General features: G+C 32.8%; 17 protein-coding genes. 4 read left to right on the top strand and 13 right to left on the bottom strand.

The window, feature by feature from the left end:
• Positions 1–169: 169 nt before the first annotated feature.
• Together A0O34_RS22400 and A0O34_RS16815 are read right to left on the bottom strand one after the other, a co-directional pair.
• On the bottom strand, positions 170–346 hold the full coding sequence (locus A0O34_RS22400) for a hypothetical protein (RefSeq protein ID WP_157886050.1): 177 nt from the start codon (positions 344–346) through the stop codon (positions 170–172).
• Between the two features lie 312 nt (positions 347–658).
• On the bottom strand, positions 659–1,273 hold the full coding sequence (locus tag A0O34_RS16815; RefSeq protein WP_066757165.1) for a helix-turn-helix domain-containing protein: 615 nt from the start codon (positions 1,271–1,273) through the stop codon (positions 659–661).
• Between the two features lie 638 nt (positions 1,274–1,911).
• Between A0O34_RS16815 and A0O34_RS16810 the strand changes: the two genes are divergently transcribed.
• Positions 1,912–2,541, top strand: a complete 630-nt coding sequence (locus A0O34_RS16810; RefSeq protein ID WP_066757161.1) for a helix-turn-helix domain-containing protein — start codon at positions 1,912–1,914, stop codon at positions 2,539–2,541.
• 104 nt (positions 2,542–2,645) lie between these two features.
• On the opposite strand, the gene A0O34_RS22830 is transcribed toward A0O34_RS16810, so the two are convergent.
• Positions 2,646–2,807 carry a T9SS type A sorting domain-containing protein gene (locus tag A0O34_RS22830; protein WP_082891184.1) on the bottom strand — a complete coding sequence of 54 codons (162 nt, stop codon included), beginning with the start codon at positions 2,805–2,807 and terminating at the stop codon, positions 2,646–2,648.
• Between the two features lie 72 nt (positions 2,808–2,879).
• Here A0O34_RS22830 and A0O34_RS16805 point away from each other — a divergent pair, with 72 nt between their 5' ends.
• The gene (locus A0O34_RS16805; RefSeq protein ID WP_066750480.1) at positions 2,880–3,080 is read left to right on the top strand and encodes a hypothetical protein; all 201 of its coding nucleotides are present in this window, start codon (positions 2,880–2,882) and stop codon (positions 3,078–3,080) included.
• Between the two features lie 17 nt (positions 3,081–3,097).
• Here A0O34_RS16805 and A0O34_RS16800 read toward each other — a convergent pair whose 3' ends face one another.
• Both A0O34_RS16800 and A0O34_RS16795 read right to left on the bottom strand, forming a co-directional pair.
• A complete protein-coding gene (locus A0O34_RS16800) occupies positions 3,098–3,487 on the bottom strand; it encodes a hypothetical protein (protein ID WP_066750477.1) in 390 nt (129 codons plus the stop codon).
• Between the two features lie 124 nt (positions 3,488–3,611).
• Entirely contained in the window at positions 3,612–4,373 is a 762-nt protein-coding gene (locus tag A0O34_RS16795; RefSeq protein ID WP_066750474.1) for a T9SS type A sorting domain-containing protein, read from the bottom strand.
• Between the two features lie 487 nt (positions 4,374–4,860).
• On the opposite strand from A0O34_RS16795, the gene A0O34_RS16790 reads away from it, so the two are divergent.
• Positions 4,861–5,790, top strand: a complete 930-nt coding sequence (locus tag A0O34_RS16790) for an IS1595 family transposase (RefSeq protein WP_066750472.1) — start codon at positions 4,861–4,863, stop codon at positions 5,788–5,790.
• Between the two features lie 84 nt (positions 5,791–5,874).
• Here A0O34_RS16790 and A0O34_RS16785 read toward each other — a convergent pair whose 3' ends face one another.
• Positions 5,875–7,188, bottom strand: a complete 1,314-nt coding sequence (locus A0O34_RS16785; RefSeq protein WP_066757159.1) for an RCC1 domain-containing protein — start codon at positions 7,186–7,188, stop codon at positions 5,875–5,877.
• 517 nt (positions 7,189–7,705) lie between these two features.
• On the opposite strand from A0O34_RS16785, the gene A0O34_RS16780 reads away from it, so the two are divergent.
• Complete coding sequence (locus tag A0O34_RS16780) at positions 7,706–9,310, top strand: helix-turn-helix domain-containing protein (RefSeq protein ID WP_066757158.1); 1,605 nt, start codon at positions 7,706–7,708, stop codon at positions 9,308–9,310.
• Positions 9,311–9,406: 96 nt separating this feature from the next.
• Here the strand turns inward: A0O34_RS16780 and A0O34_RS16775 are convergent, their stop codons facing one another.
• From A0O34_RS16775 to A0O34_RS16745, 7 genes are all read right to left on the bottom strand, one after another.
• Entirely contained in the window at positions 9,407–10,969 is a 1,563-nt protein-coding gene (locus A0O34_RS16775) for an autotransporter outer membrane beta-barrel domain-containing protein (protein WP_066757152.1), read from the bottom strand.
• Between the two features lie 523 nt (positions 10,970–11,492).
• Positions 11,493–12,119 carry an NAD(P)-dependent oxidoreductase gene (locus tag A0O34_RS16770; protein WP_066757150.1) on the bottom strand — a complete coding sequence of 209 codons (627 nt, stop codon included), beginning with the start codon at positions 12,117–12,119 and terminating at the stop codon, positions 11,493–11,495.
• A 1-nt stretch (position 12,120) separates the two neighbouring features.
• Positions 12,121–12,927: an inositol monophosphatase family protein gene (locus A0O34_RS16765; protein ID WP_066757148.1), complete on the bottom strand. Its 807-nt coding sequence runs from the start codon at positions 12,925–12,927 to the stop codon at positions 12,121–12,123.
• Positions 12,928–12,987: 60 nt separating this feature from the next.
• Entirely contained in the window at positions 12,988–13,869 is an 882-nt protein-coding gene (locus A0O34_RS16760) for an AraC family transcriptional regulator (protein ID WP_066757147.1), read from the bottom strand.
• A 241-nt stretch (positions 13,870–14,110) separates the two neighbouring features.
• On the bottom strand, positions 14,111–14,629 hold the full coding sequence (locus A0O34_RS16755; protein WP_066759782.1) for a DUF2911 domain-containing protein: 519 nt from the start codon (positions 14,627–14,629) through the stop codon (positions 14,111–14,113).
• Positions 14,630–14,664: 35 nt separating this feature from the next.
• Positions 14,665–16,356 (bottom strand): sodium:solute symporter family protein, encoded by a 1,692-nt coding sequence (locus A0O34_RS16750; RefSeq protein ID WP_066757145.1) that lies wholly within the window; start codon positions 16,354–16,356, stop codon positions 14,665–14,667.
• 100 nt (positions 16,357–16,456) lie between these two features.
• Complete coding sequence (locus tag A0O34_RS16745; RefSeq protein ID WP_066757142.1) at positions 16,457–18,961, bottom strand: PIG-L family deacetylase; 2,505 nt, start codon at positions 18,959–18,961, stop codon at positions 16,457–16,459.
• Between the last annotated feature and the right edge of the window lie 496 nt (positions 18,962–19,457).

Here is a 19,457-nt window from a genome sequence, read left to right as displayed (position 1 = left end):
AAAACAGATCTGTGTACTCCAATTAGATAACTTGTACATTAGCTGTTTCTAAATATAATACCAATAAAAAGAGAGCTTTTGCATCGCCCCAAAAAAGTTAGACACTTTTTAGTGAAAATGCATTGAGACAGCCTCTTTTTTATTTCTTAATCTCTAATACGCATTTATGCTATTCATATTTAGAAAAATCAACCGCAAATATGCATCGATTGACCTGACTTCCATTCTGTGCTCCGGCATTGGGTTCAAATTCCGTCAAACTCCACAGATAACCATATTGAGATTCATAATATAGAGATTCGGATCCATCCGGCCGGTAACGTAAAGTATCATCGGATCCATCCAAGGAATTTTTGTCTTTGAATCATGATTAATTTAATGTGTTTAATAGTTTTTAAATTGCTTGCGAAACTATCAGATTCTCTTTTTATTTAGATCACATCAGCATTAATTAAGTACTAAATTTAGAATTCCAGCACTACTCTGGAGATTTCACCACAAGTGGTCAGTCTTCAAGGTACCATCTGACCCAGATGGTAAAAACGGGGTGTAAAGTTTGGAATGAGAATCAGTGCACACTTTTAGCGAAATCCTCAATACTAGATGCCAAAGGTAGCAACCCCAAATTTAAATAATCACGTTTTAAAATGCTCTCAATTTAATTTTTATTAAGATTATTAATGAAGAATGACGGAGAGAATCCATTTTCTTTTTTGAAGGCAATTACAAAAACCTGTGAAGAAGAATATCCACAATCTTTTGCAAGTGAAACTATTTTAGCTTCTCTATATTGTATATCTTCATAAAGTTTATTGGTAATGTATTTTATCCTAAGTTGATTAATATAACTGTTAAAATTTTTCTCTTTATGTATTCGAATAGTTTCTGAAAGATATTTTGTATTTGTATTGAGATAACTTGCAAGCCATGTCAAAGTAATATCTTTTTGTAGATATTTATTTTCTTTTTCAAATTTTGCCAGTTTCTTTAAAAGAACATTTAATGTTTCTGAAGAAATATTAGAATTTCCATTGACTTCTTTATTTTCTATTATTACATCTGAATAGCTTTTTTTATCAAAACTATTTACAATTTCATGAACTTGTTTTGCAAAATCTTTTTGGCTTTTTTTCCAAAACAAATAGGTAGACAATAGAAAGCTAGCAAACAAACTTAGATGAATAAAATCATGGTTAATCTCAGACTGAGCATTTGTTTGAGAAAAGCAGACCTCAAAAATTAAAATAAATTGCAGGGATAAAATTTTGTTCATGGTTTCAAGTTTTTAGGCTAATAATTTTGTTCGAATTTGTATCGTAATTTTCAGTAAAAGTATAACTCTAAAAAATGCACACTAAAACATTGTAAAGATTTTTTCTGATATCATTTTGCCCATTAAATAAATAACAAACTGATTATCAATATATCTTATTTGTAAAATAAGATTTTTAAAGTCTATTTTATCTCACTTGTAATTATTTAAATTTTAATGGATAATCCTGTATTTAATCATCAATTCTTTTATTAATAGACGAGTGCATTTGCCATAAGTATAAAAAATTATGGTGATAAATAAGGCAATGATATTTTTTCAATTTTAGATTCATAGAAGATATAATCAGAAGTTTTCCTGAAATAGTAAAGACAAAAACCATATAGAATTTTGGAAATATTTAAATTTTTATACTTTAAAATAAAAAAAATACAATCAGTTGATTATAAATAATTTAAAACAATAAGACACAACATTATTTCCGTAATTCATCACGACAGATTCCTGAATTAAACCTGACATTACGTATTTTCACATGGTCAAAAAACAGGAAGATTTGGATTTTTTTTATTAAAATTGATAATTAAATGCCCATATTCTATCTGTCAATTTTTTAATACAACGATAAACAAAATTCTATGCTCAACTTTATTTTTTTCTTGCTTCTTCTTATTTTAGAAAACAAAATATTTTCACAAAGGGTTTGGTTTGCCGGAATTTTGGTTTCGCTTATTATTTTCATAAGTTTTATGATATTGAAGCACAAGAAAAAAATACGCTATCAAAGATTTGAAAAAGTAGTTGATGGTTTAAGAAATAATGCTTTAGAATCCGAAAAAAAATTAAATATAAACTTACAGCATGAAGAATTTGAAAATATAGCATTAAAATCTACAACTATTGCTGATGAAACAATCGCTTCATTGCTTAATAAATTGGAAAAGTTTGAAAAATCAAACAAATTTACTCGCCAAGATGTCAATTTTGCATACCTGACCAAGTATGTCGGTACAAATTCAAAATATCTGAATGAAATCCTAAAGCAGTATAAAGGCAAGTCTTTCAGCCAATATATCAATGGTTTGAGGATTGAATATATCATGAAGCTTCTTTATGAAGAACCAAAATACAGAGCGTATAAAATAAGCTACCTTGCCGAATTATGCGGATTCTCATCAAGAGAAGTATTTACTATAGCTTTTAAAAAGAAAACTGATATTTCGCCTTCTTATTTTATTGAAAGTTTACAACAGGAAGAGATTTCTTGAGTAAAAGTTTTACCAATGCAGATTATTTAAAATTCATGGAAATTAAAAAAAAGTTCAGCCCCGTTTCGGGGCTGAACTTTTTAAATATGTTGATGAGAGATTATTTATTTTTTAATTAATTTAATCCCTTGAGATTCGTTGTTTATTTTCAAAATATAAACACCCGACAAAAGATCTGAAACATTTATCGCTGTTTTATCTTCTACTTTAACAACAGTCTTTATTAAAGCTCCGTTCAGAGAATAAATTTTGGCACCTACATACAATGTTACACTAAGTTAAAAACTTAAAAATCATAGCAAATAATATATAAGAATAACTTATAAATATTATATGCTATGAAAAATATCAAACAAAAATTATTTAATTTCTATTGGAAAATTTATATTTCAATAGAATATTTTAAAACATTTAAATGTTTACCAAAATCAATAAAATTAACTGATAATAAAAATCAACCTATAGTTAATGGATATTTATGTGCTTTTAAATTAAAAGGAATGTTTGATTTTGAAAACATTATTACAGATATTTATTAAACATTTATAATAGTAATTTAGTATTCTAAACTATCACCATAAAGCTTTTTTAAATAATCCCAATCAATATTTATAAGTTCTTTTTGAAATTCTGTATTTCTTTCTCTTTGTAAAAAGTTAAAATATTTTTCATTATAGAATGAATCAATAGGTTTATCTTGTATTTGTGAGATTAAAGATATATAGTATCGGACATTATGCTGAACGTTATTTTCTAAAAAGTCAAATAATTTAGTCTGTGTAATTTTATCTTCATCATATTCTACAATAATTGTAGAATCAGCGTATGAATAAATTGAATTATAACCTAATGAATAAAGTAAATATAATAAATATTCTTTGTCTTCTTTATATTGTGTGCTATCTTTAGTATCTATTATATCATAAGATAAATGATATTTTCTCATAGTTTAATATTTTATAATTTAAGCTATAAATTTACAAAGAAAAACGCCATCACCATTACGGAAAACCATAATAAAATACCACTTTTTTATCAGCGGTATTTCATATCACACTATAATGAAAATATTAATTCTTAATAAACTTGGAACTCAATTCTCCAATTTTATAGATATAAATGCCTTTCGTTAGAGCTTCAACATCAATAGAAATTTTATTTTCATTGGAACTGAAAGTTTTATTCATAACCAACTTTCCAGATGCATCATAAATTTGAACTTTATTAGCTCCATTATCTGGATTTATAATGTTCAATATTTTGTTTGTAGGAATTGGAAATGCGGATAATTTACCTTGAGATTGAACTTCTTTTGCTGCAAGTGAGGTTGTTGGTAGGTTATATATTTCAGTGGAGTTTGTTGTGGTTTTATAGAGTCTTAATTTATTGGAATTAGTTGTATTATCGTGATAAACATGGAAATCAAATTCATCATCAAATCTATAATTCTCTCCAAAGTCTTTCACAATTTGTCCGTCTTCATTAAAGATTACAATTTTGTTTATAGACCCATTATCATACTTGTTAAAAACGACAACAATTTCTAAGAGATTATCCGTATTAAAAATGTTTTTAGATAGAATGAAATTGTTATAAGAACTTATATTCATTGAATATCCTGTTGGAATAGTTGGTGAAAATTGTTTTTTCAATGTGTGATTAGCATTATAGATCTTAATTGTTGTAAGATTCTGACCAACAGAATAATAATTTGTTTCAGTTGTATTTGTATAAACTTGAAGGCTCTCTGAAGTGTATGTTTTTTCAAGTGTTATTTGACTGAATACAAAATTTGAAGCTATGATAGCTCCTGATAATAATGTTTTTTTCATGGTTTAAAATTTGATTTTTAATAGAGTTTCATTCATAGTGTTAGACTTCACAAAGCTATTTTGTAAAGAGTTCATTTCCTTACGGAAATCCATAATTGAGTTAATCATAAATGTGATTTAATTTCTTCTCAGTCCCGAAAAAGAGTTATTTGTAAATAAAGAAAGCATGAGGACTACTAGCAAATTCTATCAAGAAGGTTCTGGTAAACCGTTGGAGTCGAAGATGCAGCAGCCCCATGCCATATAGATATGACATGAAAGTTGCTAACATATTCCCTCCAATTAAATGTACCAGATTTTCTTGAGGAATGTCGTTAGACAAGCGTTCTATGTGTTCGAAAATGTCTTATTAGGATATGCTATATCCATAATTTTGAACAAATATAAAGAGTTTTTTCATGACTGATGTTTTTTTAGCGCAACATTAGCGCTTTCATCTTATAATAAACACACATTTACGGATAGTATACTTCTAACAATAGAAGATATGAATATTTTTAATGGGTTGAAAATTAGATCATTAAAAGAATTAATTTTAACATTTTCAGATGAACAGAAGTGCATAAATTTCTTAGAAGAGATTTTTTGGAATGGAAATCCAGTTTCACCGTTTGATAAGACATCAAAAGTCTATAAATGTAAGAACAATAAATACAAGTGTAAGAACACAGGAAAATATTTTACCATAAGAAATATTGGTTTATTTAAGAACTCAAATCTTAAACTTCAAGATTGGTTTATTGCAATATGGTTATTCACAAGTCATAAAGGAGGTTTATCATCTAAACAATTAGAAAGAGACCTCAATTTAACGCAGAAGACAACTTGGTTTATTCTTAAAAGATTAAGAGCATGTTCTGCATTTGAAAATAATCACTTATTATCAGGTGAAGTTGAAATTGATGAAACGTATGTAGGTGGGAAAAATAAAAATCGTCATGCAGACAAAAAAGTAAAACATTCACAAGGACGTAGTTTTAAAGATAAAGTTCCTGTATTGGGATTAATTCAGCGTGGTGGAAAAGTAGTTGCTAGAGTTGTTCCAACAGTTAGTAGATATGATTTAGAACCCTTTATTTTTAGAACAGTTAATTTATATGATAATGTTTTTACTGATGAATGGACAGCATATAAAAATTTACATAAATATTACAATCACTTAATAGTTAATCATGGAAAGAAAGAATATGTGAATGGTAATGCAAGCACAAACTGTATTGAGAATTTCTGGACTCGTGTAAAAGGAGCAATTATTGGTGTTTATAGAGTTACTTCAAAGAAGCATTTACAATTATATATCAACGAATTTGTCTTTAAACATAACACTAGAGAAATGAGTCCTAGTGAAAAATTCATGCATATGATTTCAAATATCAAAGGTTGTAATTTAACCTATGAGAAGCTAAAAGCAAAATAAATAACTTTACATATAAATAAAAAATACAAAGACTCAGAAGAATCTTTGTAGAATTTTTAGTGGTGTAACATTGTATGTAGGTGCCTAAATTTTAACCTCATTTATTTTTTGTGAAGATTTAATATACATATTATCTTTAACCGGATTCGGATAAACTGTAATTTTCGTAGTATTAGCTACAATATCTTTTACCGCTAACGTAGCATCATCTATACAAGTAACCTGAGTAGGACTTCCACTTTCAGCAGCTACACCGTCGCCATTACCTAATTGCCAGAAAGTATCCCAGCCCCAAGACCACAATGTACCGCCTGTTTTGATTCCTGCAGCAGAAACTTCTCCGGATCTTACAGGAATTGATTGCCAGTTGTTAGCTGTTCCTACCTTTGTCGGAACATTCACAGCACCACTGTACGGTGTTCCTTGACCTAAAACACCAAAAGTTCCATTACCCCAAGTCCATAGAGTACCATCTGTTTTTAGAGCAGAAGAAGCTTCATTTGTTGCTCCAATAGACGCCCATGTTGCGCCCGCAACTTGTTGTGGAGTATAATAAATATTTCCAGTAACACCAATTCCTAATCTTCCGTTGTTATTATGTCCCCAAGACCATAATTCGCCATTAGTTTTCAGTCCTAAAGTATGATAAATACCTCCTACAACTGATTTCCAGTTTGTATCTGTGCCTATTTGTGTAAAATTTGCAGTTTCATTTGTGCCAAGAGAAGCAGGTGTTCCTAAACCGGTTTGTCCTTCAATGTTGGTTCCTGCAGACCATAGAGTGCCGTTTGTTTTAATCGCAAATGAATTGGCATAAGTACCACAAACTGATTCCCAGTCGCTAGCGTTACTTGATTCCTGCTGAAATGTATTGTACCATCCCACACTTGTTCCTACTCCTAACCCACTCCAGTCATTATATCCGGCTCCCCACAGAGTACCGTTTGTTTTAACTATTAAAGTATGAAAGTATCCCGCTGAGAATTTATTTACATTTTGCTGGATTAATGTAGGCGTGAAAACATTTGTATTATTTCCCAATCCTAACTGACCGTAATCATTGGCTCCCCAACCGTACAGATCTCCATTAGCTTTTTTTCCCAAAGCAAAATAGCGACCCACTGATATGTCTGTCCAGTTAGTCTCTGTTCCAATTTGGGTAGGATGTTTAATTTCAGTACTGGTACCTGTACCGTTTCCAAGGATGCCGTAAAGGTTTCTTCCCCAAATCCAAAGTGTGCCGTCTTGCTTTAATGCGATACTAAAATTCTCTCCCTGAGAAATTTTCGTCCACCCAGTTAAAGAACACTGAGCGCTAATGCTTAAACTGAATAGGAACATAAGCAGGCTAAATGCTGCCTTTTTTATCCCGTTTCCATAAAATACAATTTGTAACATAACCTTAAAATTTAAATTTGTTATGTAAAATAAAGCCTTAAACCTGTTTGATTTACTATATCGTATGTTAGCTTTTCCAGAAAACATAATGAATAATTTTAAGAAAAAGACATATCTTTTTCTTCTGATAATTAGAAAGTTACAATCATATCCTATTTTATTTTATTCATCAATATGTGAAAATTATATTATGAACTAAAAATAACTTGAAAACAGCTATTCAATGCTGTAACTCAATTTTTGACTTAGATTTTTTCGAAAGAACAAATCATCACTTACACAATCGTTGGATGATCAAATAAGAAGTTCTCATGACAGATTTTGATTATCAAATAATAAATTAAACCTTGATACACTATCAGACAACATTTTTTTGTGGTATGTTATAATTTATAATATATTTATACAACGAAATTACCCTTAAATATTCCCTATTTAACTACTAAAAAACAAAAACAATTTTTGTTAAAAAACAATTTTTAATGTGTATTCAATTCTTTTCTTAAAACTATATCACATGATTAAAAGTCTCCGTTTACTAATTCTATTCATTATCGGAATTTCATGCTCTAATCCTGTAAAAAAAGAAAACATTACGGAGGAATCTGTTAAAAAAGAAATTGAGAAAATACAAAGTTTACGAGATTCCGTGAATCCTACAATGATTATTAATAGTTTAAAAAAAGTAAAGCAACACGCTAAAACTATAAAATATGATTGGGGAATAGTAAATTGTAATTTAATTTTAATGAATAATTTCCTTATCACAGGAAATGATAAAGAATCAATCGCCATAGCAAAAGAAAATGAAGTATTAATCAAAAATTTGAAAAACAATTTCTTTGCCTGCAGACATTATAGGCTTCAAGGTTCAGCCTACTTGAATTTGGGGATGGATGATCAAGGTTTAAATGACCTGAAAAAAGCATTAGAATATAATAAAAAGATATCAGTAACTAATGACAAATATTTTGAACTAGCAATGTTATATGATGTTTTGGCTCTCCATGAAACAATAAGGGGAGACTTATCAGGTCCAAACCTTAAAATATATTATCAAAAAGAACTTTGGGCGATTCAGAACATTGATAATAGCAAAGAAATGGAGGGTAAAAAGAGTAGAATGTTGTCATTTCTTTACTTTAGCCTAGGAATACTTAGCAATAAACAGAAGAAAACAAAAGAGGCAGAAAATTATTTCCATAAATCTTTAGATATCTGTAAAAAATTTAATATAACAAGAGATACACCTGTTATTGTTAATAATGAAATGGCATGGCTTTTATTCGATCAGAAAAAATATGACAGTTGTATTGCATATGCCCAAAAGGGGATGATTCTTGAGAGGAACGACAGCAAGGCAGACATAAGAAGAGATCTTTACGAAGTACTATATAAATCCTATTCAGAGAAAGGTGATTTGCAAAATTCTTCAAGATATACCAAACTTTACATGAAGCTTAATGACAGTATTCTCGAAGCTCAACAAATAGCAATCAATGAACCTGTTAAAAATATTATTCAAGAAAAAGAAAAAGATCATCAGAAAAATATGACTACCATTTTAGTCATTACAGGAATTTCAATTTTTATTTTAGCCATTCTCACATTTTTCCTATGGCGAAGAAGTCAGAAAATTTTTCATTCACGATATGAAAATATTATCAGTCAGTTGAAAAATGCTGAAAACAACCGTACACGATCATCCGTCTCAGAAAATGCCGACATTTCGAAGGTTTCAGTCTCAGATAAGAGTTCTAATATACATGATCATACTCTCAATATAATTCTGCAAAAGCTTAACAGATTTGAAAAGTCTGAAAAATTTCTTAAAAAAGACAACAGTCTTACTTTTTTAGCTAATTCTCTTGAAACTAATCCTCGTTATCTTTCTGAAATTATTAAACAGTACAAGCAAAAAAATTACAACAACTATATCAACGGGCTCAGAATTCAACACATCATACAACTATTATATAAAGAGCCCATTTACAGAGAATATAAAATCACCTATCTTGCTGAATATTGCGGTTTTGCATCCAGGGAAGTATTTGCAATAGCATTCAAAAAAGAAACAGGAGTAACTCCTTCTTATTTTATTGAGCAATTGAGAAATGATTAAATAACTGCTTAATTTAAAAAAAACTGTCGCCTGTCAGTAGGCAATCTTTTTTATTAGTTTAAAATTTGATTTTGATTGTTATTAAGACTGAGCAAATTAGGGGCAAGTCATAGCTGCAGAAGTAAATGTTCCGGTGTTGGAAACAGTCACTCTCCAACAATTCCCATTAGGTGATTTCATAATGACACCGTTTCCCACCTGCTCTATGTATACATCACCCGTTGCAACATGTACTTTAGATTTCGCTACGCTAGTTCCTATGCCAACATTTCCATTCGCTAAAATTTTCATTCTAACTGTACTACTTGTCAGAAAATCAAGAGAGCTGTCCAGTGTGGTACCGTCTCCGTCATAAGCTCCACGAACAGAGGCTAGACTATAATTCCATCCTGAAGAAAGATATCCTCCAAAATTATATTCACCCATAAGATTTCCTGTTCCCAAAATAGTTGGGCTTGCTTTTGTTCCATTTGCAGACAAAAAGAAAAGTCCTGGCGTTTTGGAGGTACCATAACCATAAAAATAAGAATCATTGCCTGCATCTGATCCGGCATTGTCTGATTCTACTGTTAAAGCATTGGTTAAAGAACTGTTGTTATATATATTAAGTAAACCTGTAGGATTATTGGTCATAATCCCTATTTTCCCCATTTGATAGATATTGTGTGTATTGGCTGTTGCGGAAGTATTGTCAGCAACATTATTCCATGGTTGTCCTGCAAGTATTCCGTTTATATAACCCAAAACTCCGTTTGTATCTGCCACTACAGTTCTTGTTGCTGTGAAGGTTTGATCTTGAGCAGAAGATAAATTTCCGGAAGGGGTTGTATTAATTGCATTGGCTGAGCCGTTTAGCGGAAGTATTCTTACTCTCGTAATTCCGTTAACATCCAGTTTTTCTGTAACGGTCTGGTTTAATGTTATACCTAAATTACCGCTTGCTGTAAGAATCATTTTTTGTGTCCCGTTTGCATTGCTCCCTGTACTTGTCATAAATGTTACAGGAGCTGGCTGTGTGGTACTTGTAGAACCTAGGCTTAAACCGCGTGAATCACCCCCGACTAATACCTGCCCAACAGCCTCAGGATCCTGATAAAGAAATAATGATGAAACTATTGAATTACTATCATTATCATTTGATCTAAGGGTTAAATTTGCCCTCTTGCTACCTCCTATACCGCTGATAGTAGTACCTCCATTAGAAGCCCAAAATGTGGATTGTGAGGCTCCTAGAAAAGTCAGACCAAAACCGTTATTGGTAAGGGTGCGGGCACTCGTAAGAAAACCGTTCGTGTTGTAGATATTTGTATCATTTATTTTGATTTTCTGCCAAAGAGCTCCGTCGAATATATAATAACCAACAGCATTTATATTAATTCTCTGTCCTGTAGCAGGATCTCCTGACACATCTGTAATATAGATGAGTGCAGCCTGTTGGTCTATTCCATAAGTTGCTGTATTTGATGTAAGTTCTGCAAGGGTAAGTCGTGGAGCCTGAAGCCCCATTATTTGCGAATTATCTGTTATAATGCCCCCCGTACTTCTTTTGGCACTTACATCCATTGTGGTTTTTGGACTCGCTGTATTTATTCCAATCTGTCCGGATATGGTTACACCTATAAACATAAGCATACCAATTGTTAGTAATTTAATTTTCATTTGTTTTTGTATTTATTTTGTATGTTTAAATCTTATTCTATTTCATTTTATACCGAGTTGAGTTAAATTTTTTTAGCCAAGGGAAATATTCCTTTACATTTTTCATTCATTAATGGTTTCATTATTTTCCATGTGTTTTTAGAACCTTCCTCTCATTTACAATGGTAATATTATGTTAAGAAAGATATACCTCGCAAGTAGATAATGAGATAAATTCAGAAAAAAAGATAATTTTTTATTGAAATGAAAATATTATTCAAAAAGACCAAAATTGAATTCAAACAAATGATTATTAGTATTTTAAAAATAATTAAAACAACATGATATCTGAAAAATAAGAAAATCATTTTAAGTTAAATATTCAAGAATCACTATTAATTTATATTTAGTGTTGGTTTTAAGTATTCTATGCTAAAAAAAAGATTAACCAAATAAATTGCGAATTCTAAATTTCAAAGTAAGTATCATGTAATGGGTTTTAAAAAAAATAGTGACAGAATTACATCCATCACTATTTTTTAGATTAATTTGTTAGCGCTACATATTGATGAATAAATCTTTGATTTTCGGCTTCATCAATTAAGTATTTCGCCACGTCGGCTCTTGATATCTTTCCCACTTTCATTCCTTTTTTAAGTTCGGATAATACTTTGTAAGATGAGTTTGTACTTCCGTTGGTAAGCATTCCGGGTCTTATGATCTCCCATTTCAAACTACTTTTAGTGATCAGTTTTTCCATTTCTGTTTTATTGATGTATTGATCTTTTAGGAATAATGATATAACCGTTCGCATAAAGAGACTTAAATAATTTTTACTTTCTCCCGCCCCGAAACCTGTAATGACCAAAATTGGTGGAGAAAAATTAAATTCATCAGTCACATTAATGAGCGTTTTGGCAATGTCTGAAAAAAGGGTTGTTGCTTTTTTATTTTTTGTTCCTACAGTTATCAAAACTGCCTCGGAATTTTCAATTGCTTTTTTCAAGTCAATTGGTGAGGTTGCACTTCCATTTATTTTAATGAGATTCGGATGCCCTGTAATATGATTTGTGTTTGAAGATAATGCTGTTACGGTATGTCCTTTTTCGAGCGCTTGATTTACAGATTCCAATCCAATTCCGGCTCCAGCTCCTATGATTGCTATATTCATTTTAAATTTTAGATTTAATTGAAAGATATTTTTCAGCAGCCGTTTTTTGTGCTACCAAGAGGTTTTCACTTCCCCATTTCCAAGATTTCCCATCGGTTGTTAAAATTTCAGCTCCAGCTTCTTTAGCGATAAGCAATCCAGCAATCCAATTATAGGTATCGAGATCTTCTTGGATAAACAGATCAATCCTTCCTGCAGCTACATAAGCCAATTGCAGTCCGTGTGGCCCATAATTTCTAACAATTCCAAAATTATCCAACAGTTTTGTGACCGTGGATCCAATCTTTCCATTCAAATGATTGTTGGATTTGTCCTGATGTCCATACTCAAAAACGGCAAGCATAACTGCCAGATCTGTTTTATTACTTATTTTTAATTCTTTATCATTCATAAAAGCACCTTCACCATCTTTTGCCCAAAACATTTCGTTGGCCAACGGATCATAAATAACAGAAAATAAAGGTTTTCCATCACGAATAAGGGCTAAATTGATCGTCCAACCCGCAATATGCTGAAGATATTGTATGGCGCCATCCATTGCATCACACAGCCAATATTCGTGTTGTCCGGTGGGATTTCTTTGTGATTCGGTATCGAACTCATCACCAATATTCCAAGGAATATTTGGAAATTCAAGAGATAAATCTTCTTTTAAAGAAGTCAGGCATAAGGTATCGAAGTCTTCCAATTGTCTTAAAAGCTCATCCATACTTTGCGGTATAGGATTTTTTTTATAATTTTTTAGAAAGGTATCCCCTACTTTTCTTACAGCATCGAGTATGCCAGGGATATTGATTTCGTTTTGCATTTTAATTATTGTATTAATTACAATGCAAATCTACTCACAGGATTGCCCTTAATGATAGTTTCAATGAGGGGAAGGATAGTCCTTATCACGGAATTTTTTTCGAAATTCAAGAGGTGTAAGTTTTGTTATTTTTTTAAACAATTTTCCAAAATATACAGGCTCATTGTAGCCCACTTCGTAAGCAATTTCTTTAACAGTTTGTTCTGTAAAATAAAGCAATCTTTTGGCTTCCATAATCGAAGCTTCCTGAATATGAGCCGAAACCGGACTTCCTGTTAATGATTTTACGGTGTCGTTTAAATGAGAAGTTGAGATAGAAAGTGCCGAGGCATATTGTGCGGGCTGTTTCCAGATTTTGAAATGTTCTTTGCTAAGTTTGATGAAGTTTTCCTTAATAGCAATGCTGCGATTTTCTTTCCCTTTTTCAGCGGGTAAATTGGCAACCAATTCTCCAGCAATAAGACTTAAAATTGCATTTAGTAAAGAATTAATGCTTTTTTGGATGTACGAATTTGTATCCTGCAATTGTACTTTCTCCATTAAATCAAACAAGATAATGATTTGCTGAAAAAAAACGGATTCCTGATGAAGTAAAAACGGATTATTAAATTTATTTTCTAAAAGCTGCAGCACTTCTTTATTGATGAGTGAAGGATCAAAACTGATCATCCATCCTTTTGGATCTTTTACTTCTGACACATAATGTACGGCTTCAGGAAATACACAAATTAATGCAGGAGCAGTAAACTCAATGATTTCAAAATCAATGTTTAACCTAAATTCACCCTTTACCGCTACCATCAATTGACAGTGATTATCCCGGTGCGGGTTAGAAACATCGTGTTCTTCGACTTCCTGATCTTCCATATTTACAATCACAATTCCTGCCTTTGCTTGCGGCGAAAGTTCAAAATGTTTGATTGTATGTTTTTCATTTTTCAAGATTGATAAATGTAGAAATATCTTGACTAATTGCAAAATGGATAATAGAAAATTTTAGTAAATGATTTTAAGTTGTTCAAACTATACTTTATGATCTTACTCTCAAAAAAACACATCCCGTTTATCCACATTGAGTTGCATCAATATCACCGGAATTTACAATCGTAATATTTTACACAATATCAAAATTATAAACAAAAAAATCCCGTATTAACGGGATTTTAATATCTTATATTTAAATTTATTTTATCTCCACAGGAACTGAGATTTTATCCCAATCCATTGTGAATCCATTATTGTTTATTTTATAAACTAAAGTTTCCTGTGTTGCTGGTAAAGCTTTTGTTTTTACATCAACACGTAAAGCATCTTTTGCTTCTTCGTATTTATAAGCACCCCATTGTTTTGGCTCTTTGTTAAAAATCGCAGTCCAGGTTCCGCTTTCTTTAGGGATTAAGAAAAAGCTATATTTACCTGCAGGCAGTTTTTTACCCTGAACGGTAATATCTTTATCCGTTTCGAAAGTAGTTGCTTCATTGGCACCCGCACGCCAAACTTTATTATAAGCTTCTAAACCACCCCAGATGGTACGCCCTTTTACAGAAGGACTGCTATAAGCTATTGTAATGGCTGCATCTTTAATTTTTCCTGTAGCAGTAGCCGCCGGGCTGGCAGGTTTTTTAGCTTCCTGTGCAAATGCATTTACTGAAATCGTCATTGCAGCAAAAACTACAGCAACAGTTTTAATCATTGTTTTCATAATATTCTTATTGTATATATTTATGTATGTATGCATTACGAAGTTACTGCTTTCTGCTTATAAAACAGTAACCCAATTGCCGAAAATATAATTACTGCCGCTGCCCCAATCACGTTAAGCCAAAGGAAAGAGACGATATCGAAATTATAAACGGCTATAACCGTAATTTCTGATAAAATTGCAGAAATAAATACATTTGAACCAGTAATTTTTTTATAATAAAAGGCGACAAGAAAAATCCCCAATATCGGGCCATAGAAAAGAGAACCTAATACATTAACCGCTTCAATAAGGGAACCCATTTGAGTGGCAAACATGGCTACACCGATTGAGAAGATACCCCAGGCTAAAGTGTGCAGACGACTGTACTTTAATTCGGTTGCATCATCAGGAATTTCTTTTTTAAATATCAAATGAACATCTTTTAATGAACAAGCGGCAAGAGAATTTAGTGCTGCGGAAATTGAGCCCCAGCTGGCCAGAAAAATAACAGCAAACAGTAAACCTATCATACCTACAGGCAAGGTGTTTTTTACGAAATACAGGAAAATGTAATTTGTATCTGTTTTCTCGGCATTATAGTTTGAATTATTGATCGCTTCCTCTACCCTGCCGTGAAGTGCTTTTACTTGGGTTTGTGTCTTTTTAAAATCCTGAATTGTTTTTTTGAGTTCGAGAGATTGAGTTTCTTTTAACTTTAAAATTTCTTTCGATTCTGCATTGAATTTTAGTTGTAAATCCTGATGTTCTTTTTCAAAAACCGCAGCCTGTTCAGGTTTTGTTTCCTTTAAATGTTGATAAGATCGTTCATTAAAATAAATCGGAGCCGGTTTTAAAGAAAAGAAGGCGAAAAGCAAAGCACCAATCAGAAGAATAGCAAATTGCATAGGAATTTTAACCAATCCGTTCAACAGCAAGCCCATTTTTGCATTGGTATTGTCTTTCGCAGTAATATACCTGCCGACCTGACTCTGGTCAGTACCAAAGTAAGACAGTGCCAGAAAAAAACCGCCAATTAATCCGCTCCAAATATTGTATTTATCTTTCCAATCGAACTCCGTTGTGATTACATTGAGTTTTCCGGATTTTCCTGCTAAATAAAGTGCATCGTTAAAACCAATTCCATTCGGCATATTTTGAATAAGTAAATACCCTGCAAAAGCCATTGTTCCCAAAATAATGAGAAACTGTAATTTTTGGGTGTGAGCGATAGCTTTTGCTCCGCCAACATAAGTATAAATCAACAGAATACCGCCTGTTAAAACATTGGTTAAGTAAATATTCCAGTTTAAAACGCTTGATAAGATGATACTCGGAGCGTAAATGCTGATTCCTGTTGATAAACCTCTGGAAAAAAGAAAAAGTAGTGAAGTGAGTACCCTTGTTTTTTTGTCAAAACGGTTTTCTAAATATTCATAGGCCGTATAAACATTTAAGCGCTGAAAAATCGGGATGAAAGTGATGCAGATCACAATCATCGCCAAAGGCAAACCAAAGTAATACTGAACGAAACGCATACCGTCTGTATAAGCCTGACCCGGTGCTGAAAGAAATGTAATCGCACTTGCTTGCGTAGCCATAATACCTATCAGCACAATGTACCAAGGCATTTTATTATCTGCTTTCAGGTAGGATTCGTTGCTTTTTTGGCCACGACCGATAAATACCCCGTAAACCACCACTGCAACCAATGTAAAAATAAGAACTGTCCAATCTATCGTACTCATGCCCAGAATTTAGTAAACAAATAATAAAATGCGATCTGCAATACTAATGCAGCTGCTAATAGTATGTACCAGGTATTCCAATTTTTAAGTTGCTTGTTCATCAGTTTTTCTGTGCAGATAAAAAGTTTAAAAATAAACGAGCTGCCCCAACATTTCCCGCAGGTAATTGTCTGAAAAATGCCAACGGTGTATAAATGAAATTACCTTTTCCGTATTTGGCATATAAAGTTGATCCCTGCAAAGGCTCTTCACCTGTATCATGCATTTCAAAAAGCGGTTCATATGCTGCATCCCATTGATCAGGGAAATAGGCGCCACGTTCCTGCACCCAACCGTTAAAATCATCCGCAGTAATTTTGTTCGGAAAATTCAGTAATTTATGATTCGGATTTAAAAACTTAACCTCAGCATTTTCTTCGGTAACACGTTTATTGGCAATATTGAAATTGTACATCCCCAGTTTATCAACGGTTGTATCCTGATTCGTGTTATACTGCATCACCAAATTACCTCCTGCTTTTACATAAGACCATAAAAAAGGCATCCAGCGACCCAGTTTTTTCTCCGTGTTATTGGCACGAACACCAAGAACGATAGCATCATACTGTGACAGTTTGTTTTGGCTACCGTTTCCGCCAGATTCATCTACATTTCCATAAAAATCTTCGTCTTTCAGGACATCTACCTGAATATCCGCAATACGCAGAAACTCAGGAATGAAATCGCCAGCCCCTTGTATGTAACCCACTTTTTTAACCTTCGCCTGAATATCACCTTTCATCACTGCGACTGTTGCAGGCGTAAAATATTGTAATGAAGGTAAATGCGGATACTGAATTAATACCTGTTTTTTACTATAAGTTATTCCATCTGCAACAAAATTGGCATCCAATTGCAAACGACCTGACTTTATTGTGGCAAGCTTAGTTTTTGGAATAACGTAATCGACGGTAAAATCTTTTCCATTGAGCGACTTTAAATCACTGCCGCCCAATCGTTCTCCGTTATACATCAGATTAACTTTACCATTACTGAACTGTTTGTTGGAATTAACCTTAAAATTTAAACTCAAATGTAAATCTTCATTTTCTTTAACTAAATAAAGCGGTTGTGTAAATTTCAGTTCCAATGCAGGAACAATGCGCAAAGCTTCGACCACATCACCACGCACCGGATCTAATTTCTTGAAAGATAAAGGAAGTTTAACCTGAAACTTGTCCGAGCCTATTTTTAAACCAATCAAAACATTCAGTGGTGATTCTGCCTCAGGCAAACCGACTAAAGTATCATTCGGAACAGAGAAAGTTGCTGCGTTCGTGGGAGATTTTGCCAACCAGTAAGGTTCTGTAGGTATTGCGTCTGCAGAAATCTTAATGACATGCTGAATGGTAATCAAAGAATCTTTTGACAGTTTTCTGTTGAAGCTTTCTGACTGACTTAACCATTTTACATCTTCTAAAACCACAGGATTTTCAGCTCTTGAAATCAAATTTAATTTAAAATTGTAATTGTCTCCGGCAACAGCTTCAGCCTGATTGGTAACAACCTCGCCCATAAATCCGGCACAGCTTAGAATGATGTTGTCGAGAGATTTAAGTTTATCCCTTTTTAGGTCTACATCTTTAAGAGCAGCAACCTTTTTTCGCAAAGCAAGCAAAGCAGGTAAACTGAGGTCTGGCTCGTTGAAATTGAAAGCGGAAATAATGTTGTCTAATGATTGGTCAATATCAGCGTTTCCTTTTGCTGTCCAGGTTTTAACGACTCCATCAAAAAATGTTGCTTCTGCAGGCTCGCCAATAACATGGGAAAAATATTCAGTTTTGATGCCGGCTACAGACTGTGTTCCTGCACCCTGGCTTTTATGTAAACTTCTGCTTAATCCAGCCAGTTCACCATAGCCCATTCCCAGTTGTGCATCATATTGCCCAACCGTGACTTTCAGTTGATTTTCAGCGGTTGTATTGACTGCACCAAATCGGAAAGTATTCCACAATACACGTTTTGGTTGCCATACATTAACATATTTTAGTTGATTTGGGAAAGCAGTTTTATCGCCTGCCAGCTTAAAAGCTTTTTCCGCAACCACGGCCGAAGCGGCATGTTGTCCGTGGCCTGCCGCTGCAGTAGGAGGAAAACGACAAATGATAACATCAGGACGGAATTTACGGATTACCCAAACTACATCCGCTATAATGCTATTTTCATCCCATTGTTTAAAGGTATCGGTCGTATTTTTAGAGAACCCGAAATCAATCGCACGGGTAAAAAACTGCTGGGCGCCGTCTAACTTTCTCGCCTCTAAAAGCTCATGCGTTCTGATTAAACCCAATGCAGCACCCTGTTCTGTGCCCAATAAATTCTGACCGCCATCACCCCTGGTTAAAGATAAATAACCCGTTTCTACATTTTGGTCGTTGATTAACCAAGAGAGTAATCCTGTATTTTCATCATCGGGATGAGCCGCAAGGTATAAAACTTTAGGCAGGTGTTTCAGTGTTTTGAGTTCGCGGTAAATTTCAGATGATTTTGAAGGTCGAACCTGTTGGGCCGAACAAAAAACCGTATAAAAGCCAAAAATAAATACAGTGCTTACTTTTTTGAACATTTGAATTTGCTTTGCGGGGCAAATATAAGTAAATCGTTTTTCTTTCAACCTTAAAAGAAAAAGCAATAAGCAACTCCGAATATTCTATTATATTTTTTCTAAAATCTTTGTGTGAAGGTAAAAGACAATCGAAGCAAACCAAATATCAACTATGCCAACTTCGGTTGTCTTGAATACTTGAAATTATATTGCAAAAAGTTTAGCCAACAAGAAAGTTAACTGATAAAAATGAGCTTTTTAGCTCTTGTTTAATTTGGCTTAAACGAACCAAGTCATCTATAAAAGTGTTTGAAGATATGCTCGTCTTGGTCACAAATTTGCTAAAATGGCGTCAACTAAAGACTGTTGGCGCTATTTTTATTTACTTACTACAAGTTCGAGACCACGAATTTGAAGAGATTTTTTAGCGTTTCTTTAGTATATTCTTCAATGTCTTTTCTACCTTTCTTATTCAATAATTACTATAACAATTTCAAAATAAGTCAATAGTATGGCA

This window comes from Chryseobacterium glaciei (genome assembly GCF_001648155.1).
In the GTDB taxonomy this organism is placed as follows: Bacteria; Bacteroidota; Bacteroidia; order Flavobacteriales; family Weeksellaceae; genus Chryseobacterium; species Chryseobacterium glaciei.
This window is presented reverse-complemented; position numbering and strand designations above follow the sequence as displayed.

Bases quoted from the DNA above. Each gene is read 5' to 3' on its own strand.
- A0O34_RS16755 (WP_066759782.1), bottom strand. From the start codon at position 14,629: ATGAAAACAATGATTAAAACTGTTGCTGTAGTTTTTGCTGCAATGACG.
- A0O34_RS16810 (WP_066757161.1), top strand. From the start codon at position 1,912: ATGCTCAACTTTATTTTTTTCTTGCTTCTTCTTATTTTAGAAAACAAA.
- A0O34_RS16790 (WP_066750472.1), top strand. From the start codon at position 4,861: ATGAATATTTTTAATGGGTTGAAAATTAGATCATTAAAAGAATTAATT.
- A0O34_RS16795 (WP_066750474.1), bottom strand. From the start codon at position 4,373: ATGAAAAAAACATTATTATCAGGAGCTATCATAGCTTCAAATTTTGTA.
- A0O34_RS16775 (WP_066757152.1), bottom strand. From the start codon at position 10,969: ATGAAAATTAAATTACTAACAATTGGTATGCTTATGTTTATAGGTGTA.
- A0O34_RS16745 (WP_066757142.1), bottom strand. From the start codon at position 18,961: ATGTTCAAAAAAGTAAGCACTGTATTTATTTTTGGCTTTTATACGGTT.
- A0O34_RS16800 (WP_066750477.1), bottom strand. From the start codon at position 3,487: ATGAGAAAATATCATTTATCTTATGATATAATAGATACTAAAGATAGC.
- A0O34_RS16805 (WP_066750480.1), top strand. From the start codon at position 2,880: ATGAAAAATATCAAACAAAAATTATTTAATTTCTATTGGAAAATTTAT.
- A0O34_RS16770 (WP_066757150.1), bottom strand. From the start codon at position 12,119: ATGAATATAGCAATCATAGGAGCTGGAGCCGGAATTGGATTGGAATCT.
- A0O34_RS16750 (WP_066757145.1), bottom strand. From the start codon at position 16,356: ATGAGTACGATAGATTGGACAGTTCTTATTTTTACATTGGTTGCAGTG.
- A0O34_RS16765 (WP_066757148.1), bottom strand. From the start codon at position 12,927: ATGCAAAACGAAATCAATATCCCTGGCATACTCGATGCTGTAAGAAAA.
- A0O34_RS16815 (WP_066757165.1), bottom strand. From the start codon at position 1,273: ATGAACAAAATTTTATCCCTGCAATTTATTTTAATTTTTGAGGTCTGC.
- A0O34_RS16785 (WP_066757159.1), bottom strand. From the start codon at position 7,188: ATGTTACAAATTGTATTTTATGGAAACGGGATAAAAAAGGCAGCATTT.
- A0O34_RS16780 (WP_066757158.1), top strand. From the start codon at position 7,706: ATGATTAAAAGTCTCCGTTTACTAATTCTATTCATTATCGGAATTTCA.